The 21,096-nt window shown below is 70.2% G+C and carries 19 protein-coding genes; 12 read left to right on the forward strand and 7 right to left on the reverse strand.

Annotation, left to right across the window (positions count from 1 at the left end; genetic code table 11):
• The first annotated feature begins 14 nt into the window (after window positions 1–14).
• Genes AC3A6J_RS02540 through AC3A6J_RS02575 form a run of 8 tightly spaced genes read left to right on the forward strand, consistent with a single transcriptional unit; the run spans window position 15 to window position 8,373 of the window.
• Window positions 15–989, forward strand: a complete 975-nt coding sequence (locus tag AC3A6J_RS02540) for an ABC transporter permease (protein ID WP_487858320.1) — start codon at window positions 15–17, stop codon at window positions 987–989.
• Window positions 986–1,846, forward strand: coding sequence for an ABC transporter permease (locus AC3A6J_RS02545; protein ID WP_487858321.1), 861 nt, complete (start codon window positions 986–988; stop codon window positions 1,844–1,846). The genes AC3A6J_RS02540 and AC3A6J_RS02545 overlap by 4 nt, the downstream gene beginning before the upstream one ends.
• On the forward strand, window positions 1,846–2,859 hold the full coding sequence (locus AC3A6J_RS02550; RefSeq protein WP_487858322.1) for an ABC transporter ATP-binding protein: 1,014 nt from the start codon (window positions 1,846–1,848) through the stop codon (window positions 2,857–2,859). The genes AC3A6J_RS02545 and AC3A6J_RS02550 overlap by 1 nt, the downstream gene beginning before the upstream one ends.
• Window positions 2,856–3,884 (forward strand): ABC transporter ATP-binding protein, encoded by a 1,029-nt coding sequence (locus AC3A6J_RS02555; RefSeq protein ID WP_487858323.1) that lies wholly within the window; start codon window positions 2,856–2,858, stop codon window positions 3,882–3,884. Before AC3A6J_RS02550 ends, AC3A6J_RS02555 begins: the two co-directional genes overlap by 4 nt.
• Window position 3,885: 1 nt before the next feature.
• On the forward strand, window positions 3,886–5,181 hold the full coding sequence (locus tag AC3A6J_RS02560) for an NAD(P)/FAD-dependent oxidoreductase (protein ID WP_487858324.1): 1,296 nt from the start codon (window positions 3,886–3,888) through the stop codon (window positions 5,179–5,181).
• A 25-nt stretch (window positions 5,182–5,206) separates the two neighbouring features.
• Window positions 5,207–6,883, forward strand: coding sequence for an amidohydrolase (locus AC3A6J_RS02565; RefSeq protein WP_487858325.1), 1,677 nt, complete (start codon window positions 5,207–5,209; stop codon window positions 6,881–6,883).
• Window positions 6,880–7,851: a CobW family GTP-binding protein gene (locus AC3A6J_RS02570; RefSeq protein ID WP_487858326.1), complete on the forward strand. Its 972-nt coding sequence runs from the start codon at window positions 6,880–6,882 to the stop codon at window positions 7,849–7,851. The genes AC3A6J_RS02565 and AC3A6J_RS02570 overlap by 4 nt, the downstream gene beginning before the upstream one ends.
• 51 nt (window positions 7,852–7,902) lie before the next feature.
• Complete coding sequence (locus AC3A6J_RS02575) at window positions 7,903–8,373, forward strand: N-acetyltransferase family protein (protein WP_487858327.1); 471 nt, start codon at window positions 7,903–7,905, stop codon at window positions 8,371–8,373.
• Window positions 8,374–8,382: 9 nt separating this feature from the next.
• Here AC3A6J_RS02575 and AC3A6J_RS02580 read toward each other — a convergent pair whose 3' ends face one another.
• Window positions 8,383–8,730: a hypothetical protein gene (locus tag AC3A6J_RS02580; protein ID WP_487858328.1), complete on the reverse strand. Its 348-nt coding sequence runs from the start codon at window positions 8,728–8,730 to the stop codon at window positions 8,383–8,385.
• A gap of 260 nt (window positions 8,731–8,990) precedes the next feature.
• Here AC3A6J_RS02580 and AC3A6J_RS02585 point away from each other — a divergent pair, with 260 nt between their 5' ends.
• Genes AC3A6J_RS02585 through AC3A6J_RS02595 form a run of 3 tightly spaced genes read left to right on the forward strand, consistent with a single transcriptional unit; the run spans window position 8,991 to window position 13,600 of the window.
• Entirely contained in the window at window positions 8,991–12,152 is a 3,162-nt protein-coding gene (locus tag AC3A6J_RS02585) for an autotransporter outer membrane beta-barrel domain-containing protein (protein ID WP_487858329.1), read from the forward strand.
• Between the two features lie 45 nt (window positions 12,153–12,197).
• A complete protein-coding gene (locus tag AC3A6J_RS02590; protein WP_487858330.1) occupies window positions 12,198–12,941 on the forward strand; it encodes an ABC transporter substrate-binding protein in 744 nt (247 codons plus the stop codon).
• Window positions 12,941–13,600, forward strand: a complete 660-nt coding sequence (locus tag AC3A6J_RS02595; protein ID WP_487858331.1) for a hypothetical protein — start codon at window positions 12,941–12,943, stop codon at window positions 13,598–13,600. Before AC3A6J_RS02590 ends, AC3A6J_RS02595 begins: the two co-directional genes overlap by 1 nt.
• A gap of 27 nt (window positions 13,601–13,627) precedes the next feature.
• Here the strand turns inward: AC3A6J_RS02595 and AC3A6J_RS02600 are convergent, their stop codons facing one another.
• A complete protein-coding gene (locus AC3A6J_RS02600; protein WP_487858332.1) occupies window positions 13,628–14,266 on the reverse strand; it encodes an FABP family protein in 639 nt (212 codons plus the stop codon).
• 7 nt (window positions 14,267–14,273) lie between these two features.
• Window positions 14,274–15,572, reverse strand: a complete 1,299-nt coding sequence (locus AC3A6J_RS02605) for a hemolysin family protein (RefSeq protein WP_487858333.1) — start codon at window positions 15,570–15,572, stop codon at window positions 14,274–14,276.
• 23 nt (window positions 15,573–15,595) lie between these two features.
• Here AC3A6J_RS02605 and AC3A6J_RS02610 point away from each other — a divergent pair, with 23 nt between their 5' ends.
• The gene (locus tag AC3A6J_RS02610; RefSeq protein ID WP_487858334.1) at window positions 15,596–16,438 is read left to right on the forward strand and encodes a symmetrical bis(5'-nucleosyl)-tetraphosphatase; all 843 of its coding nucleotides are present in this window, start codon (window positions 15,596–15,598) and stop codon (window positions 16,436–16,438) included.
• Between the two features lie 27 nt (window positions 16,439–16,465).
• Here the strand turns inward: AC3A6J_RS02610 and AC3A6J_RS02615 are convergent, their stop codons facing one another.
• The 4 genes from AC3A6J_RS02615 to guaD all read right to left on the reverse strand — a co-directional run bounded on the left by AC3A6J_RS02615 (window position 16,466) and on the right by guaD (window position 21,066).
• Window positions 16,466–17,938 (reverse strand): DEAD/DEAH box helicase, encoded by a 1,473-nt coding sequence (locus tag AC3A6J_RS02615; protein WP_487858335.1) that lies wholly within the window; start codon window positions 17,936–17,938, stop codon window positions 16,466–16,468.
• Window positions 17,939–18,067: 129 nt separating this feature from the next.
• Window positions 18,068–18,952: a KPN_02809 family neutral zinc metallopeptidase gene (ypfJ, locus tag AC3A6J_RS02620; protein ID WP_487858336.1), complete on the reverse strand. Its 885-nt coding sequence runs from the start codon at window positions 18,950–18,952 to the stop codon at window positions 18,068–18,070.
• A 100-nt stretch (window positions 18,953–19,052) separates the two neighbouring features.
• Complete coding sequence (dcd, locus tag AC3A6J_RS02625) at window positions 19,053–19,619, reverse strand: dCTP deaminase (RefSeq protein ID WP_487858337.1); 567 nt, start codon at window positions 19,617–19,619, stop codon at window positions 19,053–19,055.
• Between the two features lie 157 nt (window positions 19,620–19,776).
• The gene (guaD, locus tag AC3A6J_RS02630; RefSeq protein WP_487858338.1) at window positions 19,777–21,066 is read right to left on the reverse strand and encodes a guanine deaminase; all 1,290 of its coding nucleotides are present in this window, start codon (window positions 21,064–21,066) and stop codon (window positions 19,777–19,779) included.
• Window positions 21,067–21,096: the final 30 nt, after the last annotated feature.

Below are 21,096 nucleotides of genomic sequence, written 5' to 3' on the forward strand. Positions count from 1 at the left end.
ACGGCGCCGCCACGATGGCTTTCCTCCGCCTCCTCGCTTCCCGACTGATCCAGGGCCTGCTGCTGGTCCTGGCGGTCGTGGTCCTGAACTTCGTGCTGGTGCATTCCGCGCCGGGCGACCCGGTCGAAACCATCGCCGGCGCCTCGGGCGGCATGAGCCCCGAACTCATGGCCGACCTGCGCAAGCAGTACGGCCTCGACCGCCCGTTCCTCACGCAGTTGGGCATCTACCTCGGCAAGGTCGCCAGCGGCGACCTGGGCTACTCGTACTACTTCAACCTGCCGGTCTCGCAGATGATCCTCGAGCGCGTACCGGCCACGCTGCTGCTGGTGCTGAGTTCGGTGGTCCTGGCCTTCGTGCTCGGCACGCTGCTCGGCGTTCTGTCGTCACGCAAGCCCAACGGCCTGTTGTCGCAGGCGATCACCGTGCTGTCGCTGGTCGGTTTCGCGGCACCGGTGTTCTGGACCGGCATCATGCTGGTGCTGTTGTTCGCATCGGTGTGGCCGATCTTGCCGGTCTCGGGCATGCGCTCGCCCGATCCGGTCGACGGCTTCTGGGGCGGCATGCTCGACGTGCTGCACCACCTGGTGCTGCCGACGGTCACGCTGGCCGTGATCTACCTCGCGCAGTACAGCCGCCTCGCGCGTTCGTCGATGCTCGACGTGCTCGGCGCCGATTACATCCGCACCGCGCGTGCCAAGGGCCTGGCCGAAAGCGTGGTGCTCTACAAGCATGCGCTGCGCAATGCGCTGCTGCCGGTGGTCACGGTGCTGGGCCTGCAGTTCGGCAACGTGCTGGCCGGCGCGATCCTGGTCGAGACGGTGTTCAACTGGCCCGGACTCGGCCGGCTGGCCTTCGACTCGGTGCTGCGGCGCGACTACCCGACCATCCTCGGCGTGCTGCTGTTCTCCTCCATCGTCGTCATCGTCATGAACATGGTCACCGACCTGTGCTACCGACTGATCGACCCACGCATCAAGACCTCATGAACAAAACCATCAAGGTCGAACATCCCGGCGTCGAGGCATTGCGCATGTTCATGCGCAACCCGGCCGCCATCGTCGGCATGGCGATCCTGCTCGTCGTCGTGCTGGTGTCCATCGTCGGCCCGTGGGTGTACCCGGCCGATCCGTTCGAGATGATCACGGCGCCGATGACACCGCCCTTCACCGAAGAAGCCTGGCTCGGCAGCGACCAGCTCGGCCGCGACGTGCTCACCGGCATCATCCACGGCGGGCGCGCCACGCTGGCCGTGGGCGCCATCGCCGCGCTGCTGTCGGTCACCATCGGCGTGACGCTGGGCGCCATGGCGGGCTACTACGGCGGGCGCGTCGACGCGGTGCTCATGCGCGTGACCGAGTTCTTCCAGGTGCTGCCCTCGCTGCTGTTCGCGATGGTGGTGGTCACGCTGTTCTCGCCTTCGCTGATCACGGTCACGCTGGCGATCGGCAGCGTGAGCTGGCCTTCGACGGCGCGGCTCGCGCGCGCCGAGTTCCTGAAGATCCGCGGGCTGGAGTTCGTGCGCGCCGAGCGCGCCATCGGCGCGCGCCACGCGCGCATCATCTGGAAAGTGATCATGCCCAACGCACTGCCGCCGCTGGTGGTGTCGGCCACGCTGGCGATCGGCGCGGCCATCCTGTTCGAGGCCGGCCTGTCGTTCCTCGGCCTGGGCGACCCCAACCAGATGAGCTGGGGCCTGATGATCGGCTCGTCGCGGCAGTACGTGCTGAGCGCCTGGTGGCCCGTGCTCTTCCCGGGTGCGGCGATCTTCATCACCGTGCTGGCCGTGAGCCTGATCGGCGACGGCCTCAACGACGCCCTCAACCCCAAACTGAGGGAACGCTGATGACACAAGAAGCTGCATTGCTGCAGGTGAACGACCTGCGCGTCGAATTCAGCGGCCGCCGCGGCCGCGCCATGGTGCTCAACGGCGTCGACTTCGAACTGCGTGCCGGCGAGACGCTCTGCGTGGTCGGCGAATCGGGCTGCGGCAAGAGCATGACGGCGCTGGCGCTGCTCAGGCTCATTCCGTCGCCGCCGGGCCGCATCAGCGGCGGGCGTGTGCTGTTCCAGGGCGAAGACCTGGTGGCCGCGAGCACCGATCGCATGCGCCAGGTGCGCGGCAACCGCATCTCGATGATCTTCCAGGAACCGATGACCTCGCTGAACCCGGTGTTCACCGTGGGCGAGCAGATCGCCGAATCGCTGCGGCTGCATGCCGGCCTCGACGGCAACGCGGCGCACCAGCGCGCCATCGAGATGCTGCAGCAGGTCGGCATTCCGGCGCCCGAGCGGCGCGTGCACGAATACCCGCACCAGCTCTCGGGCGGCATGCGCCAGCGCGTGATGATCGCGATGGCGCTGGCCTGCCGGCCCGACATCCTGATCGCCGACGAACCGACCACCGCCCTCGACGTGACGGTGCAGGCCCAGATCTTCGACCTGCTGCGCGACCTGCAGCGCGAGAAGGGCACGGCCATCCTGCTGATCACGCACGACATGGGCGCGGTGGCCGAAATGGCCGACCGCGTGATGGTGATGTATGCCGGCCGCGTGATCGAACAGGGCAGCTGCGAACAGGTGCTCGGCGCGCCGGGCCATCCCTACACGCGCGGGCTGATCGGCTGCCTGCCCGAGCTCGGCAGCAGCATCGGGGGGCGGCGCGACGACCTCGCCGAGATCGACGGCGTGGTGCCCTCGATCTGGGAGCTGGGCCACGGCTGCGCGTTCCGCGAGCGCTGCCCGCATGCGATGCCGCGCTGCGCGAGCGAGGTGCCGCCCATGTTCGAACTCGGCGCTGACGAGGCCACGCCGCACGGCGCGGCCTGTTGGCTGCATGCAGAAGAGGTGGTGGCATGAACGCGATGACCCCAGACACGTTGCTACAGGTCGACGACCTGCAGGTGCATTTTCCGCGCGCCCGGTCCGGCTGGTTCAAGCCGCCCGAGGTGGTCAAGGCCGTGGACGGCGTCTCGTTCACGGTGCGCCGCGGCAGCACGCTCGCCGTGGTCGGCGAATCGGGCTCGGGCAAGACCACCACCGCGCTGGCCGTGATGCGGCTGTCGCCGGTCACGGCCGGGCATATCCGCCTCGGCGACACCGACCTCGGCAAGCTCGAGGGCGAGGCGCTGCGGCAGGCGCGCCGGCGGCTGCAGATCATCTTCCAGGACCCGTACTCCTCGCTCAATCCGCGCGAGCGTGCCGGCGCAGCGGTGCGCGCGCCGCTCGACCTCATGGGCATCGGCACGCCGGCCGAGCGCGATGCACGCGTGGCCGAGCTGTTCATGCAGGTGGGCCTCCGGCCCGAGCAGCAGCACCTGTTTCCGCACCAGTTCTCGGGCGGCCAGCGCCAGCGCATCAACATCGCGCGCGCACTCGCCACGCAGCCCGAACTCGTGGTCTGCGACGAGCCGGTGTCGGCGCTCGACATCGCGATCCGCGCGCAGATCCTGAACCTGCTCGCACGGCTGCAGCGTGAACTCGGCCTGACCTACCTGTTCATCTCGCACGACATGGCCGTGGTCGAGCACATCTGCGACGACATCGCGGTGATGTACCTGGGCCAGATCGTCGAGCGCGCACCGCGCCAAGCGTTCTTCGCGCGGCCGCTGCATCCCTACAGCGTGGCGCTGATGTCGGCGGTGCCGACGGTGCACGGCGGACGCCAGCGCGCCGCGCAGCGCATCAAGCTCACGGGCGATCCGCCGAGCCCGATCAACCCGCCGGCCGGCTGCCGCTTTGCCGGCCGCTGCCCGGTGGCCGAGCCCGCCTGCGCGGCCGAGCTGCCGCCGCTGCGCGAAGTGGCACCGGATCACTGGGTGCGGTGCCGGCGCGTGGAGAGCGTCGGCGGCCAGCCGGTGGCCCCGCTGCAACTCCCAGCCTAGCGTGATCACACCGCGGCGCTACCACACACCGAGCGGCTGGAACGCCATCGCACGCCACCGCGCAACCCCGCGCGGGCCGCTGCAGGCCGACCTGCAAGCGCGCTTCGCCGTGGTCGGTGCCGGCTACGCCGGACTCGCCGCGGCTCGCGCGCTGGCGCTGCGCTACCCCGACGAACGCATCGTGCTGCTCGACGCCGGCCAGCCTGCCGAAAGCAGCTCGGGCCGCAACTCGGGCTTCATGCTCGACCTGCCCTACGCCAAGATCGCGAGCGGCAGCGACCCTGCCATGCGCGATTGGCAGGCGCGACTGCTCGCGCACGGCATGCAGCACCTGCGCACCCTCGTCGAGGGCGGCAGTATCGATTGCGGCTGGCAGGCCATCGGCCACTACAAGGCCGCCACGACGGCGCTGGGTGCTCGGAACCTCGAGGCCCTGACGCGCACGCTCGACGCGCACGGCGTGCACTACCGCCGCCTCGCGCCCGGCGAGATCAAGGACGAACTCGGCACCGCGCGCTACACCGCGGCGCTCTGGCTGCGCAACTGCACGCTGGTGCAGCCGGCCGAGCTGGTGCACGGCCTCGTCGACACGCTGCCGCCGAACGTGGCCCTGTACACCGACAGCCCCGTGAGCGGCCTGCAGCAGCGCCAGGGCTACGAACTGCAGGTCGGCCCGCATTGCGTGCGCGCGCGCCAGGTCTTGCTGTGCGTCGGCACCGATTTGCCCGGCTTCGGCCATGCCGCCTCGCGCCAACTTGCCGTCTTCACCTATGCCGGGCTCACGCGCGCCCTCAGCGACAGCGAGGCCGCGGCACTGGGCGGCGCGGCCGAATGGGGCGTGACGCCGGTCGAGCGCCTGGAGGCCACCAGTCGCAAGGTGGGGGGCCGGCGCTACATGCTGCGCCTGGGCTTTTCGTACAAGCACGAGCTCGCGCCCGAACAGGTGCGCACGATGCTGCAGGCCGGCCTGCGCGAACGCTACCCGGGCCTGCCCGCCGATGTCTTCGAGCATGCCTGGGGCGGCGCGGTCGGCATGACGCGCAACGATGCGCCGATCGTGCGCCAGCTCGCCGAGGGCCTGCATGCGGTGGCCGGCTGCAACGCCTCGGGCATCCTGAAGATGACGGCGCTCGGCAGCCTGCTGGCGGACCATGCAGCGGGCGTTCGCTCGCCGTTGCTCGACGAGACGCTGCAGCGCAGCCGGCCGGGCTTCATTCCGCCCGAACCGATCCGCCGCCTGGCTTTCGAATGGTCGCTGCGCCGCATGCGGCGCGAGCTGGCCGAACATACAACCTAGCAACCATCCCCACTCCTTCACTGCCATGACCCAGACCACCGTCTACGCCGCCCGCAGCATCCTCACCATGAACCCCATGCAACCGCGCGCCACGCACGTGGCGGTGCGCGAAGGCCGCATCCTTGCCGTCGGCGACCTGGCGCGCTGCGCCGAATGGGGCGACTACACGCTCGACGAGCGCTTCGCCGACAAGGTGCTGATGCCGGGCTTGGTCGAGGGCCACTGCCACCTCAAGGAAGGCAGCATGTGGGAGTGGACGTACACCGGCTGGTTCGACCGGCGCGATCCCGACGGAAAGATCTGGGCCGGCCTGCGCTCGATGGACGAAGTGGTCGCGCGGCTGGCCGAGGTCGCCGCGCGCCTGGCGGCCGAGGGCGTGCCCGAGACCGAGCCGCTGATCGCCTGGGGGTTCGATCCGATCTATTTCGGCGGCGAGCGCATGACGGTCGAGCACCTCGACCGCGCGAGCGCCACGCGGCCGATCGTGATCTCGCATGCCAACGGCCACCTCATGAACGCCAACAGCGCGATGCTGAAGGTGGCCGGGATCACGCGCCTGACCGGTGAAGGTGGCGATGTCGAGGGCGTCGTCAAGTTCGCAGCCGGCCACGCCAAGGCCGGCGAGCCCACGGGCGAGCTGCAGGAACCCGCCGCCATGTTCCTGGTGCTGCGCAAGATCAACAACGCCGGCCTGCTCGCACCCATGACCGAAGCCGGCGTGCGCTCGTTCGCACGGCTGGCCTGCCGCCAAGGCGTGACCACGGCGACCGACCTCGTCAACAAGCTCAGCGAGAACGACGTGCAGGTGCTCGAACGCGCGCTCGCGGACGACAGCGTGTCGATCCGCCTGCTGCCCGCGTTCCAGGCCTTCCACGGCACGCATGCGGCGCCGGCCGGCGCCGAGCACGTCAAGACGCTGATGGAGCGCAACACCGACCGCCTGCGCTACGGCCTCGTGAAGATGATGCTCGACGGCTCGATCCAGGGTTTCTCGGCGCGGCTGCGCTGGCCCGGGCACTTCAACGGCGCGCCCAACGGCATCTGGGTCACGGCGCCCGCGCAGTACGAGACCGACTTCGAGACCTACCACCGCGCCGGCCTCACCATCCACACCCACACCAACGGCGACGAGGCCAGCGAAGCCGCCATCGACGCCATCGAGCGCGTGCTCGCGCGCGCGCCGCGGCGCGACCACCGCCACACGCTGCAGCACGGCCAGATGATCGATGCGCCGCTGTTCCGCCGCATGGCCGTGCTCGGCCTCAGCGCGAACCTGTTCGCGAACCACCTCTGGTACTGGGGCGACCAACACTACGAGATGACCATGGGCCCCGACCGCGCGCACCGGCTCGATGCGTGCGGCAGCGCGCTCGCGGCCGGCGTGCCGCTCGCCATCCATTCCGACGCGCCGGTCACGCCGCTCGGGCCGCTGTTCACGGCCTGGTGCGCGGTGAACCGCATCACGCCCAAGGGCCGCGTGCTCGGCGAGAGCGAGAAGCTCACTGTGATGCAGGCGCTGCACGCGATCACGCTCGGCCCGGCCTGGACCCTGAAGCTCGACGGCGAGATCGGCAGCATCGAGTGCGGCAAGCGCGCCGACTTCTGCGTGCTCGAGGACGATCCGCTCGAGGTCGACCCGTCGGCGCTGAAAGACGTGCGCGTCTGGGGCACCGTGCTGTCGGGCCGCGTGTTCGAGGCATGACGGCGGTACGCCGCATTCCGCTCACCGTCGTCGGGGGCTTCCTCGGCGCGGGCAAGACCACGCTGCTCAACCGCTGGCTGCGCGAAGCCCAGGGCCTGCGCATGGCGGTGCTGGTCAACGACTTCGGTGCACTCAACATCGATGCCGACCTGATCGCCGCCACACACGGCGACACGGTCGCGCTGACCAATGGCTGCGTCTGTTGCCAGATCGGCGACGACCTGGGCCGCGCACTGGTGCAGGTGATCGAGTCGGTCACGCCCTTCGATGCGGTGGTGATCGAGGCGAGCGGCGTGTCCGACCCCTGGCGCATCGCGCAGATCGGCATGGCCGCGCCCGAGTTGAGCCTCGAGGCCGTGGTGGTGCTGGTCGATGCGAGCGCGGTGGCGCAGCAGTCGCGCGACCCACTGCTCGCCGACACGCTGGCGCGCCAGCTCACCTCGGCCGATCTCGTCGTCGTCAACAAGGCCGACCTCACCGACGCCGCCGCGCTCGCGGCCGCGCACGCCTGGGCCGAAGCCACCGCGCCAGGCACGCCGCGCATCGAGGCCGTGCAGTCGGCGGTTCCATTGGCGTTGCTGTCCGGATTGCCGGCGCCGGCCACCGCGGCATGCGCCGTCTGTGGCGACGACCATGCGCATGGCCCTGCACATGACCATGACCACGCGCCCGACCACGGCGCCATGTTCCAGACCTGGAGTGCGCAGCCCACCGGGGCGATTTCCGCCGACACGCTGCGCGCATGGCTGCGCGACCTGCCGCCCGGCGTGCTGCGGCTCAAGGGGTGGCTGCGCACCGGCCTCAGCAGCGCCGAAGGCGACGAATGGTCCGAAGTGCAATTCGCCGGCCGCCACGGCAGCGTGCGCCGTGCGCCCGCGCCACGCGATGCGCAGGCCGCCGTGGTCGCCATCGGTTTGCGCGGGCAACTGCCCGAAGCGGCGCTCGCCGGCTTCTTCCACACCCACTGAGCGCCGGCCGTGGTGCAATCGCGCGTTGACATCATTCAACGTGCGACCACCATGACCACGCCTTCATCTTCGCTCCTGATCCGCCCGCCCGTGCCCGAGGACTTCGCGGCCTGGAAGCCGCTCTGGGACGGCTACAACGCGTTCTACGGACGCGAGGGCCCGACCGCGCTGCCCGACGAGATCACGCGCGTCACCTGGCAGCGCTTCTTCGATGCCTACGAGCCGGTGCATGCGCTCGTGGCCGAGCGCGATGGCGAGCTCGTGGGACTGGTCCACTACCTGTTCCACCGCAGCACCACGCGCATCGAACCCAACTGCTACCTGCAGGACCTGTTCACGCGCGCGTCGGAGCGCGGGCGCGGCGTGGGCCGGCAACTGATCGAAGGCGTGTACGCGCAGGTGCAGCACGCGGGCGCGCACCGCGTCTATTGGCAGACCCACACCACCAACAGCGCCGGCCGCGCGCTCTACGACAAGGTGGCCGCGCACGAGGGCTTCATCGTCTACGCCACGATGGTCTGACCCGCGGGGTCAGTACTTGATGGTGACGCCGGCCTTGACGCCGTTGTTGCTCTTGCCATCCGAAGACACGCCACCCGAGAGCGACAGGTCGCCGCCCGTGCTCGCGCCGAGCGAGTAGACCGGCTTGGGCATCGAAGTGTCGGTGCCGATGTAGGTGCCGCTGCCGTCAGGCCGCTGTACGCCCACGGTGGCGCCATGGGTGACGGCCGACGTCTCGGTCGGCTTGATGTTGGGCGCGATGTAGACCGTGCCCTTCTCGTCGCTGTCCACAGGCAGCTTCAGAGGTTCGGCCACCGCGGCGGTGGTGACGGCCCAGCACGCGGCCGCGCCCAGGCACACAAGTATCGATCTGCTCATGCACCGAATCCTCGGGGCAGCGCCGCGCCGCGCCTGTAGGACGAGGCAGCGAGCAAGCCGTCCGGCAGGCGCTTTGTCATGGGCCCCGGGCCCGGCGGGCGTGACGCTTGTCTCCCTGCGCAAGGGGCGCACGGCTCATGACCGCGCACGGGGCAATTCCTACAGTGGGTTCACGGTGGCAGACCCTGCCCGGCCCTGTTGCGGACCGGGCCATGCAGGGCCCCTGCACGACGGAAACAACACGCGACAAAGGTAACGCCATGAACAAGATCTTCAGGAGTCTCTGGAACCCCACACTCGGCACCTACGTGGCCGCTCCCGAGAGCGCGCACGGGCACGCCCGTTCGGCTGGTGCGCGCGCCGTCGCCATCTCGGTGCTGCTGCTCGGCAGCGGCGCGGGCATCGCGGCCGGCGGTGCGGGCGGCGAACCGCAGGGCGACCCCAGGCTGCACGCCGGCGCGGGTGGCAGCGACGGCAGCGGCGGCGCAGGCGGGTTCAACGATAGCAACCTGGGCGCACAGGGCGGCGACGGCGGCGCATCGACCGAAGCCGGCGGCATGGCCGGTTCGAGCGCCAACGTGGGCAGCTTCGCCGGCGCCACTGCGGGCGCGGGCGGCGCCGCGGGGACCGGCGCCACTCTCGTGATGCCGGGCGCGCTGCAGGGCGACGACGGCGCAGCAGGCGAATCGCACACCGGCGGCTTCGGCCACGGAAACGGCTATGGCGGCGGCGGCGGTGGCGGGGCCATCGGCCTGGCCATGGGTGCGGCCAGCCCGGCCTCGATCGGCAGCCACACGGGCGGCGCGGGCGGTACCGGCGGCAACGGGTACTGGGCCGGGGGCGGCGGCGGTGCCGGCGGCCATGGCGCGACGCTGCTCGATCCGCTGGCGGCGCACGTTGCCGCGGGCACTTCGACCGGCGGTGCGGGCGGCGACGGCGGCAACGCCTTTTCGCAAGCGGGCGGCGGCGGCAGTGGCGGCAGCGGGTTCCTCCTGCGCACCGCGACCGCGGGCACCGCATTCACCCACAGCGGCAGCATGCTCGGAGGCGCCGGCGGCGCGGGCGGCGCCGAGCTGCTGCCGGCGCGCAGCAATGCCTCGGGCGGCGGCGGGGGCGCGGGCGGCCACGGGCTCACGCTCGACGGCAGCGCGGCCGCCAGCGTCCACAACACCGGCCAGGTCACGGGCGGCGCCGGTGGCGCAGGCGGTGCCGGCGGCGGTGACGCGGGCGGCTCCGGCGCACCGGGCAGCGGCGGCGATGGCGGCGCCGGGCTCCGGTCGGTCGGCGCCGGCGCGGCGATCAACAACAGCGGCACCATCGCCGGCGGCGCGGGCGGCCTCGGCGGCGCCAGCAGCAACGGCGGCGCGGCAGGTGCCCCCGGTGCCGGTGGCGCGGGCGCAACGGGTGCGAACCTGGCCATCGCGAACAGCGGCACCATTGCCGGCGGCCTCGGCGGCGACGGCCTGACGCGTGCGCCGGCGGTGCAGTTCACGGGCGGCAACAGCAACAGCCTGACGGTGAATGCGGGTTCATCGCTGCAGGGCGCGATCGCCATCGAGGTCGGTTCGAGCGCCCGCATCGCCGCGGGCGCCGACGGCATCGACATGCCCAATGCGCTGCGATTGGGCGGCACGGGCACCATCGACACCCAGGGCCGCGCCATGGGCTGGTCGGGCACGATCGTGGGCACGGGCAGCCTCGTGAAGGACGGTGCCGGCACCTTGACGCTCTCGGCGGCCAACAACAGCCTGAGCGGCAGCACCCGTGTCGCGGCGGGCACGCTGCGCGCGGGCACGGCCGGCGCGCTGAGCCCGGCGAGTGCGGTCGTGGTCGATGCAGGCGCCACGCTCGACCTCGCGGGCCACAGCCAGACCGTCGCCGCCATGACCAACAGCGGCGTCGTCTCGCTCCTGAGCGGCACGCCGGGCGCCACGCTCACCGTGCAGGGCCCGTGGGTCGGCAACGGCGGCACGCTGCGCCTGGGCACCGCGCTCGGCGCGAGCAACAGCCTGAGCGACCGGCTGATCCTGAGCGGCTGCACCGCGATCGCGAGCGGCACCACCGCCATTCAGATCACCAACCGCGCGGGCCTCGGCGCGCTGACCACCGGCAACGGCATCGAGGTGGTGACCGCGATGAACGGCGCCACCACCACCGCCCAGACCACGCGCGACGCCTTCGTGCTGGCCGGCGGTCATGTCGATGCAGGCGCCTACGAATACCGGCTGCATGCGGCCGATGCGGCCGGCGCAGGCGAGAACTGGTACTTGCGCTCGGGCGTCACCGTGCCGCCGCCACCACCGCCACCGCCCCCACCGCCGCCCCCCGGACCGCCGGGACCGCCAGCCCCTCCCGCACCGCCGCCGAGCGAAGAACCGAGCCCGCCGCGCACCAGCCCCGGCGGCACCACGCCCGGCGCCATCGGTGGCGTGACCATTCCCACCTACCGCGTCGAGGTGCCATTGCTCGCGGCACTGCCCGAGCAGTTCCGCCAGGGCAACCTCGCGATGGTGGGCAACCTGCACCAGCGCGTGGGCGACGACGGCGTGATGGGCGTAAGCAGCAGCAGCGCGGGTGCGCCCGGGCAGCCAAGCCACCGCCAGGCCTGGGCCCGGCTCATCCGCACCGACCGCACCATCGGCCAGGCCGGCACCGTGAGCCCCACGAGCGAGGGGCACCTCACGGGCATCCAGACCGGCACCGATCTGTGGGCCGATCCGAACTGGCGCGTCGGTGTCTATGTCGGCCAGCTCGAAGGCACCCAGCGCGTGAACGGTTTCGCACGCGGCCTGCACGGCTTTGCCGTCGGCAGCAACGATCTGCGCAGCCAGTACCTGGGCGCCTACGCAATCTGGAAGAACGACGGCGGCCTCTACGTCGACGGCGTGCTGCAGGGCGGCCGCCACCGCTACACCGCGAGCACCACGCTCGGCTCGGCGAGTTCGGGCAAGGGCCACAGCCTGCTGGCTTCGATCGAGGCCGGCCAGGCGTTCCGACTCTCGCCCCAATGGACCATCGAGCCCCAGCTTCAACTGGTGCACCAGCGCGTCAGCCTCGACGACACCGGCATCGTCGGCGCGCTCGTGCAGCAGGACAGCCACAGCGGCTGGCTGGTGCGCGCGGGCGTGCGGGTCAAGGGCGAACTCACCACCGCCGCCGGCCCACTGCAGCCCTATGCGCGGCTCAACCTCTACCGCAGCAGCAACGGCACCGACGTGACGCGCTTCGTCGGGCCGTCGGGCACCACCGACATCGCCACGCGCACCGGCGGCACCAGCACCGAGCTGGCCGCGGGCGCCACGCTGCAGCTCACGCCGGCCATGAGCGTGTACGGGGAGGTCGGCAAGCTTTGGGCGTCGGGCGGCGATGCGCGCATCAAGAGCGGCATCAACGCGAGCGTGGGGGTGAAGTTCAGCTGGTGAGGGGTGATGCGCACGCGGGGCTGAAATGAATTCAGAATGGGGGCCATGCCCTCTTCGTCCACCACCCCCGACATCGTCCAGGCCTTTGCGCCCAACGGCGTGCTGCGCGCCTCCATCAACCTCGGCAACCCGATCCTCGCCGGACGCGACAGCGCCAGCGGCGAGCCGGCCGGCGTGTCGATCGACCTCGCGCGCGCGTTCGGCGCGCAGCTCGGCGTGCCGGTCGAGCTGGTGGTGTTCGACACCGCCGGCAAGTCGGTCGAGGCCGTGGCTGCCGACCGCGCCGACATCGGCTTCTTCGCGATCGATCCGGTGCGCGGCGCCGAGATCGCGTTCACCGCGGCCTATGTGCTGATCGAGGGCGCCTACCTCGTGCGCGACGGCGCTGCGCTCACGCGCAATGAAGAGGTCGATCGCGCGGGCGTGCGCGTGGCCGTCGGCAAAGGCAGCGCCTACGACCTCTACCTCACGCGTGAACTGAAGCAGGCGCAGATCGTGCGCGCGCCTTCGTCGCCCGCCGTGGTGCAGACCTTCCTTGAGCAGGACCTCGAAGTCGCGGCCGGCGTGAAGCAGCAGCTCGAGGCCGACCAGGCGCGGCACCCCGGCCTGCGCCTGCTGCCGGGCCGCTTCATGGTGATCCAGCAGGCCATGGGCGTGCCCAAGCGCCGCGGCGAACCGGCGGCCGGCGCGCTCGCCGCGTTCGTCGAAGAAATGAAGGCCAGCGGCTTCGTGGCCGAGGCGCTGCACAGGCACGGCATCCAGGGCGCGTCGGTCGCGCCCGCGGCCTGATGGCGATGACGACGGGCCAGCGGACCGTCGCGGCCTTCGTCCTCGGTGGTGCCCTTGCGGCCGCGGTGATCGGCGGCTGGCTGCGGCTGTCGTCGACGCTCGGCGGCACGACCGGGCAGCATGTGCATCTGCTCGACCCGGCCAAGATCGAACTGATCCGCACGCCGGGCGGCCACCTGCAGGTCAGCGAGATGGCCAAGGCCGAGGAGTTCGGCTGGCAGACCTCGTGGGAATGCCCGCTCCTCGACTGCAGCCGGCTGCCACGCACCGTTTCGCGCGTGCGCGTGCAGGCCCGCTACGTCTACCGCATTCCGCTCGCGGCCGAATGGCGCCTCGAGCCCCGCGGCGACCACTACCGGCTCACGGTGCCGCCGCTGGAGTTGCAGGCGCCCGTGGGCTTCGACACATCGACGATGGAGATCGTCACGACCGAACGGAGCCTGCTCTCGCCCGCGGCGCCCGCCAACCGCGAGAAGGCCCTGCGCCACCTCGGCCCCGAACTCGCGCGGCGCGGCGCGAGCCCCGCGTACCTCGCGGCGCAGCAGAAGAATGCCGAGCAGACAGTGCGCGAATTCGCGCAGAAGTGGATGCGCGAGCAAGGCGGCGGGCCGCTGGCGCGGCCGATCCGGGTGGAGTGGGACGGGCCGGATCCGATGTGATGCGGCCGCCGCCCTGCCCTGCCCGCCTCAGTGCGCTGCGGCGGCCAATGCCAGCGGATTGAGCCCCGGCCCCGCCACCCGCGTCAGCGTGTTGCGGTCGGTGTGATGGAACGGCTCCGCCTGCCCCGCGATCTGCATGATCGTGTCCTGGTCGTACGACCAGGTGCCGTCGGGGTTGATCGTCACGCTGATGTTCCAGGCCGTGGTGGTGAAGGCGCGCTCGATGAACGGGTTCGAGACGATGCCGTTCACCAGGCTGCCGCGCTCGGCGCTGAGCGTGAAGCGCGTGTCGTCGGCCTTGGCCTGGCCCACCGCCATCGCGACCTGGCCGCGCGGAATGGCCAGCGTGTGCATCAGCATGCCGGTGGCCGGCTCCCAGAGCCAGTAGCCCACCTGGTCGTGGTACATCTTGGTGAGCCCGGGCTTGTGGATGTAGGTGTGGTATCGCAGCCCGTAGAGCAGCTGCGGGCCGTTGGTCTGCGCGTCGATCGGCTGCAGTTCGATGCGCTCGACATACGCCTGCGTCTTCGGGCCTTCGCGCTTGGGCTTCACATCCACGCCGCGCGTGCCCTCCCAGACGCCGGCCATCGCGCGCAGCGGGCCGAGGTTGGCCAGCGTGTCGGGGTCGGCGGGGGGCTCGGTGTAGATGTCTTCGGTCGGATTCATGGTTTTTCTAGGAGGCCTTCTCGGGCATGGCCAGCACCCGGTCGATGCGGCGGCCCTCGAGGGCGGTGATCTCGAACTGCCAGCCTGCGCAGTCGATGACCTCGCCGGCTTCGGGCAGGTGGCCCGACACCGACATCAGCAAGCCCGCCACGGTGTTGTAGCGCCCGCGCTCCTCGTCCGGCAGTTCGCGGATGCCGAGGCGCGCGCGCAGCTCCGACACCGGCATGAGGCCGTCGAGCTCCCAGACGCCGTCGGGCCGCTGATGCGCCCAGGCGTCGGTCAGGACGCCGGGCTGCAGTTCGCCGGTGATCGCCTCGAGCATGTCGCGCGGCGTCATGAGGCCTTGCACCACGCCGTATTCGTCGACCACGAACACCAGGCGGCCGCCGCGTTCGCGGAACTGCTCGAGCAGTTCCATGCCGGTGAGCGTCTCGGGCACGAACACGGCCGGCGCAGCCTCTTCGCCGAGCCGGCCCGCATGGTCGATGCCGAGCCGCAGCAGGTGCGCCACGCTGATCACGCCGACCACGTCGTCGAGCGAGTTGCGGCACACCGGGTACCACGAATGCACGAGGTTGAGCGCGCCCGCGTCGGCCACCTTCTGCAGTGCCTCGGCCACCGTGTCGGCGGCATCGAGCCATTCGATGTCGGCGCGCGGGATCATCAGCGACGAGAGCCGGCGGTCGTCGAGGTGGAACACGTTGCGCACCATCTGGTGCTCGTGGTGCTCGATCACGCCGGCGTCCACGCCCTCCTCGAGGCTGGCGGAGATTTCTTCCTCGGTCATCGAGCGCGCGGCATTGGCGTCGATGCGCAGCAGCTTCAGCACCGTGGCCGTGGCGCCCGCGAGCAACCACACGAAGGGCTTCGCGCCCTTGGCGAGCCCGCGCATCGGCCGCGACACCCAGCGTGCCACCGGCTCGGGGTAGAGCTGGCCGATGCGCTTGGGCACCAGCTCGCCGAAGATGATGGTGAAGAAGGTGATGCCGGTCACCACCAGCGCGGTCGACACCACGCTGGCCGTGCCTTCGCCCATGCCGAGTTCTGCGAGCCACACAGCGAGCGGCGCCGCGAACGCGGCCTCGCCCACGATGCCGCTGAGCATGCCTATCGACGTGATGCCGATCTGCACCGTCGAGAGAAAGTGGGTCGGTTCCTCCATCAGCCGAAGCGCTGCCTCGGCGCCGGCATCCCCTGTTTCGGCCAACGCCGCGAGGCGCGCGCGCCGGCTGGTGGAAAGGGCCATTTCGGACATGGCGAACAACGCATTCAGCGTCGTCAGCATGGCCAGGAGCAAGACATCCATGTACAGGGGGTGAAAATGAGGAAATGGCACTTTACTTGATCGGCGACATACAGGGCTGCGACGACGCCCTCCAGCGGCTGCTCGACAAGATCGGCTTTTCCCCGAGCCGCGACACCCTCGTGCTGCTGGGCGACCTGGTCAACCGCGGCCCCGACTCGGCCGCCGTGCTGCGGCGGGTGCAGGGCTACGGCGCCTCCGCGCTGAGCCTGCTCGGCAACCACGACCTGCACCTGCTCGGCGTGGCGCACGGCGCGCGCAAGCCCGGCCGCAAGGACACGCTGGCCGGCCTGCTCGCTTCGCCCGACAGCGAGGCGATGCTCGACTGGCTGCGCCGCCAGCACATGGCGCTGCACATGCAGATCGGCGGCGGCGAGCTGCTCATGGTGCATGCGGGCGTGCTGCCGCAGTGGACCGTCGGCGACACGCGGGCGCTCGCGGCCGAACTCGAATCGGTGCTGCGGGGGCCCGCGCTCGGCGAGTTCCTGCTCGACATGTACGGCAACGCGCCCGACCATTGGCGCGATGCGCTCACGGGCAACGCCCGGCTGCGCGTGGTGGTGAATGCGCTCACGCGGCTGCGTTTCTGCTCGGCCGACGGCGTGATGGATTTCGAGAGCGCCGATAGCGTGGCCTCCGCGCCCGAGGGCCTCATGCCGTGGTTCGACGTGCCGGGGCGCAAGACGGCCGATGTGACGATCGCATTCGGCCATTGGTCGACGCTGGGCTGGCTGTCGCGGCCCGACCTGCTTTCCACCGACACCGGCTGCGTCTGGGGCGGCTGCCTCAGCGCGGTGCGGATCGGTGCCACGCTGGACGAGCGCGAGCTGATCCAGGTGAAGTGCGAACAGGCGCAGAAGCCCGGTTGAGCCGGCAGCGGGGCCGGCTGCTCTCGCTCAGCTCGGCTCGGCGCTCTTGAACAGCGCCGGCACCTTGCGCTTGGACTTGATGTTGCTCGAGATGCCGCGCGACGGTGCGGCCTTGGCGGCCGCTTCCCAGGCGGGTGCGGCCTCGCGCTCGCCCGGTTCGTAGGGCTTGTCGAAGAACGGATCGCGCGGTGCAGACGCGCGGTGCGGACGGCCAGCGCCGCCGCGGCGTGCGTCGCCGCCGAGGGTGCTGCTGCGTTGTTCGCGCGGCTGGTCGAGCACGTCGCGTGCATCGCCGGCCTCGCCCTCTTCGCGCCAGTGGCGGCGGCCGTCGTTGATGCGGCCGCGTGGATGGTCTTCCTCGAACTCCATCGCCTCGAGCTCGATCTTCTTCTTGATCAGCTTCTCGATGTCGGCCACCAGGCGCGCATCGTTGCCGCCGCTTGCAAAGCTGACTGCCAGGCCCGACGCGCCGGCACGGCCGGTGCGGCCGATGCGGTGCACGTAGTCTTCGGCGTTGAACGGGATGTCGAAGTTGAATACCGCCGGCACGTCCTTGATGTCGAGGCCGCGCGCCGCGACGTCGGTGCACACCAGCAGGTCGACCTCGCCGGCCTTGAACGAAGCCAGCGCCTTCAGGCGCTCGTCCTGGCTCTTGTCGCCGTGCAGCGCGGTGGTGCGAAGGCCATCGCGTTCGAGCGAACGGGCCAGGCGCGCACAGCCGAGCTTGCTGTTGACGAACACGAAGGCCTGCGTGATGCCGCGCTGCTTCACGATCTGCTTGAGCGCGCGGCGCTTGTCGTCGTCGCTCACGCTGAAGAAGCGCTGCTCGACGGTCGACGCTGTTTCGTTCGGCCGCGCCACCTCGATGGTGACGGGGTTCTGCAGGTAGCTGCCGGCGAGCCGCTTGATCTCGGGCGAGAAGGTGGCCGAGAACAGCAGCGTGGTGCGCTGCTTGGGCAGGTAGCTCAGGATGCGCTGCAGGTCGGGCAGAAAGCCGATGTCGAGCATGCGGTCGGCCTCGTCGAGCACCACGTACTCGACCTGGTTGAGCACCGTGTTCTTGGCCTCGATGTGGTCGAGCAACCGGCCCGGCGTGGCCACCAGCACCTCGACGCCCTTCTTGAGCTCGAGCGTCTGCGGCTTCATGTCGATGCCGCCGAACACCACCGTGCTGCGCAGGTTGGTGTACTTGGCGTACAGCTTGACCTGCTGGGCCACCTGGTCGGCGAGTTCGCGCGTGGGCAGCAGCACCAGCGCACGCACCGGATGCCGTGCGGGCGAGGTGGACGCGTTCTCGTGCTTGAGCATACGCTGCAGCAAGGGCAGCGTGAACGCAGCGGTCTTGCCGGTGCCGGTTTGCGCAGCACCCATCACGTCCTGGCCTGAAAGCACGACCGGAATGGCCTGTTCCTGGATCGGGGTCATGGTCTCGTAGCCCATTTCGGCTACGGCGCGCGCCAGCGAATCCGCCAGCATGAGGTTGGAGAAGGAGCTTGTCATTAAGCCCGCTATTGTCGCATTGCCGCAAAAAATGGCAGTGAAGACTCGGTGACAACGCCCGCAAAGCGCGCGTTGCTATTTATTTCATAGCGTTATACCAATTGTTGATGCGCCTTTACGCCGCTTCGATCAAAGCGTCCGGGCATTGAAGGTGTCGCACGACTTCACATCACCGGTCTGGAAACCGGTGCCGAACCACTTCTGGCGCTGCGCGCTGGAGCCGTGCGTGAAGCTGTCGGGCACCACCGCGCGGCCGGCCGAGCGCTGGAGCGCGTCGTCGCCGATCTTCTGCGCGGCGTTCATCGCGGCCTCGATGTCGCCGGGATCGAGCCACTTCTTCGACTCTTGCGAGTGGTGGGCCCAGATGCCCGCGAAGCAGTCGGCCTGCAGCTCGACGCGCACGCTCAGTGCGTTGTTCTGCGACTGGCTCATTCGCCGCCGCATGCCGTCGACCTTGGCGGTGATGCCGAGCTCGTCCTGCACGTGGTGGCCGACCTCATGCGCGATCACGTAGGCCTGCGCAAATTCGCCCGGCGCGCCGAGCTGATTCTTGAGCGTGTCGTAGAACGACAGGTCGATGTAGACCTTCTTGTCGCCGGGGCAGTAGAACGGGCCCATGGCCGACTCGCCAGTGCCGCAGGCGGTGGGCGTGGCGCCGCGGAACAGCACCAGCCGCGGCGCCTGGTAGGTGCCGCCGTTCTGGCGGAAGATGTCGCTCCACACCACCTCGGTGTTGCGCAGCACGGTCGAGACGAAGGCCGCCTTGCGGTCGGCGGCCGGCGGCTTCGGCGCGGGGCCTTGTTGCTGTTGCTGCACCTGCGCCTGTTCCGGGCCGCCCCCGCTCAGCAGGCTCAGCACCGTGAGCGGGTTGATGCCGAAGATCCAGCCCGCGATCAGCGCGACCGCGATGGTGCCGATGCCGATGCTCCGCCCACCGATGAAGCCGCCGCCACCGCCCCCGCCGCTGCGGCGGTCTTCGACGTTGTCGGATTGTTCGTTGCCTTCCCATCTCATCGCGCGCTCCTTGCCGGCTGTCGAAGTGGGCCGGATCGTGAGCGGATGGTAATGGGCCCGGCCGCTGGCTGCGTAACGGGGGGTCAGCGCGCCGAAGGCCTCAGGTCTTGGGCAGGGTGACGCCGCGCTGGCCTTGGTACTTGCCGCCGCGGTCCTTGTAGCTGGTCTCGCAGACCTCGTCGCTCTCGAAGAACAGCACCTGGGCACAGCCCTCGCCCGCATAGATCTTGGCGGGCAGCGGCGTGGTGTTGCTGAACTCGAGCGTCACGTAGCCTTCCCATTCGGGCTCGAAGGGCGTCACGTTCACGATGATCCCGCAGCGCGCGTAGGTGCTCTTGCCGAGGCAGATGGTGAGCACGTTGCGCGGGATGCGGAAGTACTCGACCGTGCGCGCCAGCGCGAAGCTGTTGGGCGGGATGATGCAGTAATCGCCGTGCATGTCGACGAAGCTCTTCTCGTCGAAGTTCTTCGGGTCGACCACGGTGCTGTGGATGTTGGTGAAAACCTTGAATTCAGGCGCGCAGCGGATGTCGTAGCCGTAGCTCGAAGTGCCGTAGCTGATGATCCTGTGGCCCGCGGCCTCGCGCACCTGCCCGGGCTCGAAGGGCTCGATCATGCCGTGCTGCTCGGCCATGCGCCGAATCCATTTGTCGCTCTTGATAGACATAAAACACCCCCAGTCTTCGCGCACTTCGTGTCGCTTCGCCAACCCCCTCAAGGGGGCAACACCAGCGGCCCGGCAAAGCCGGTTCCGCGGCGTTTCCCGAAGGTACCCGCTGCGCCGCTAGGTCGGCGATTGTGGCATGGGCGAACTGCGCGTCCGCTCACCCCGCCTGCGAAATCACCGTGCGCTCGATCAGCCGGTCGTCGCCAAGCACGATCATCGCGAACAGCAGTTCCTCGAGGTTCTCGGCGCGCACGGCCTTGCGCGCGAGCAGCGGCGTGGCCTGCTGCGGGTTGAGCACCAGGAAGTCGGCCTCGCAGCCGGGCTGCAGGTTGCCGATCACGCCGTCGAGCCCCAGGGCGCGCGCCGCGCCGCCGGTGTGGCGCCACCAGAGCTCGGACGGCGCAATGCTCAGGCCGGGCTTGGTCTGGCCCTCGCGGCCGACGTAGTAGGCCGCCATCATCGTGTGGAAGGGGCTGAAGCTGGTGCCGCCGCCCACGTCGCTCGCGAGGCCGTACGGAAACCCGGTGCGGTCGGCCGCCCCGAAGTCGAAGAAGCCGCTGCCGAGGAACAGGTTGCTGGTCGGGCTCACGGCGGCCGCGGTCTTCGTGTCGCGCATCAGCGCGCGGTCGGTGTCGTCGAGGTAGATGCAGTGCGCGTACACGGCCCGCTCGCGCATCAGGCCGAAACCCGCGTACACGTCGAGGTAGGAACGCGATTGCGGATAGAGCTCGCGCACCCAGGCCACCTCGTCGCGGTTCTCGGCCACGTGCGACTGGATCCAGGTGTCGGGGTACTTCGCGGCCAGCTCGCCGGCGCCGCGCATCTGGGCGTCGGTGCTCGCGGGCGCGAAGCGCGGCGTGATCGCGTAGCCCAGGCGATCGGTGCCGTGCCACTTGCGGATCAGGGCCTCGGAATCGACCAGGCTCTGCGCGGTCTCATCGCGCACGCCGTCGGGCGAATGGCGATCCTGCAGCACCTTGCCCGAGATCATGCGCAGGCCCCGTTGCTGCGCGGCCTCGAAGAAAGCATCGACCGAGGCCACGTGCGAGGTCGCGAAGGTCAGCGCCGTCGTCACGCCGTTGCGCAGCAGCTCGTCGAAGAACACCTCGGCGACTTCGTTCGAATGCGCGGGGTCGGCGAACTTCGCTTCCGCGGGGAAGGTGTAGTTCTCGAGCCAGGGCAAGAGGCCCGGCGACGGCGAGCCGATGATGTCGGTCTGCGGAAAGTGGATGTGCATGTCCACGAAGCCCGGCGCGAGGATGCGGCCCGGCAGTGTGGTGAGTTCGGCGTCGGGATGGCGCGGCGACACGGCCGCATGGCTGCCCGCGTCGAGCACGCGCTGTCGGCCGGCCCCATCGGGCGCGACGACCAGCAGGCCGTCCTCGTCGAAAACGGGCTGGCCGGCAGCGTCGAAACGCAGGAGGGAGGCGCGGTAGGCTTTTTTCATCGTGGCTGCGGAGGGTAAACCAGCCCTGCG

The organism is Variovorax sp. Soil_C_39 (genome assembly GCF_057656815.1).

Coding starts and splice junctions, on each gene's coding strand:
- AC3A6J_RS02540 (WP_487858320.1), top strand. CDS start 15: ATGGCTTTCCTCCGCCTCCTCGCTTCCCGACTGATCCAGGGCCTGCTG.
- AC3A6J_RS02545 (WP_487858321.1), top strand. CDS start 986: ATGAACAAAACCATCAAGGTCGAACATCCCGGCGTCGAGGCATTGCGC.
- AC3A6J_RS02550 (WP_487858322.1), top strand. CDS start 1,846: ATGACACAAGAAGCTGCATTGCTGCAGGTGAACGACCTGCGCGTCGAA.
- AC3A6J_RS02555 (WP_487858323.1), top strand. CDS start 2,856: ATGAACGCGATGACCCCAGACACGTTGCTACAGGTCGACGACCTGCAG.
- AC3A6J_RS02565 (WP_487858325.1), top strand. CDS start 5,207: ATGACCCAGACCACCGTCTACGCCGCCCGCAGCATCCTCACCATGAAC.
- AC3A6J_RS02570 (WP_487858326.1), top strand. CDS start 6,880: ATGACGGCGGTACGCCGCATTCCGCTCACCGTCGTCGGGGGCTTCCTC.
- AC3A6J_RS02575 (WP_487858327.1), top strand. CDS start 7,903: ATGACCACGCCTTCATCTTCGCTCCTGATCCGCCCGCCCGTGCCCGAG.
- AC3A6J_RS02580 (WP_487858328.1), bottom strand. CDS start 8,730: ATGAGCAGATCGATACTTGTGTGCCTGGGCGCGGCCGCGTGCTGGGCC.
- AC3A6J_RS02585 (WP_487858329.1), top strand. CDS start 8,991: ATGAACAAGATCTTCAGGAGTCTCTGGAACCCCACACTCGGCACCTAC.
- AC3A6J_RS02590 (WP_487858330.1), top strand. CDS start 12,198: ATGCCCTCTTCGTCCACCACCCCCGACATCGTCCAGGCCTTTGCGCCC.
- AC3A6J_RS02595 (WP_487858331.1), top strand. CDS start 12,941: ATGGCGATGACGACGGGCCAGCGGACCGTCGCGGCCTTCGTCCTCGGT.
- AC3A6J_RS02600 (WP_487858332.1), bottom strand. CDS start 14,266: ATGAATCCGACCGAAGACATCTACACCGAGCCCCCCGCCGACCCCGAC.
- AC3A6J_RS02605 (WP_487858333.1), bottom strand. CDS start 15,572: ATGGATGTCTTGCTCCTGGCCATGCTGACGACGCTGAATGCGTTGTTC.
- AC3A6J_RS02610 (WP_487858334.1), top strand. CDS start 15,596: ATGGCACTTTACTTGATCGGCGACATACAGGGCTGCGACGACGCCCTC.
- AC3A6J_RS02615 (WP_487858335.1), bottom strand. CDS start 17,938: ATGACAAGCTCCTTCTCCAACCTCATGCTGGCGGATTCGCTGGCGCGC.
- ypfJ (WP_487858336.1), bottom strand. CDS start 18,952: ATGAGATGGGAAGGCAACGAACAATCCGACAACGTCGAAGACCGCCGC.
- dcd (WP_487858337.1), bottom strand. CDS start 19,619: ATGTCTATCAAGAGCGACAAATGGATTCGGCGCATGGCCGAGCAGCAC.
- guaD (WP_487858338.1), bottom strand. CDS start 21,066: ATGAAAAAAGCCTACCGCGCCTCCCTCCTGCGTTTCGACGCTGCCGGC.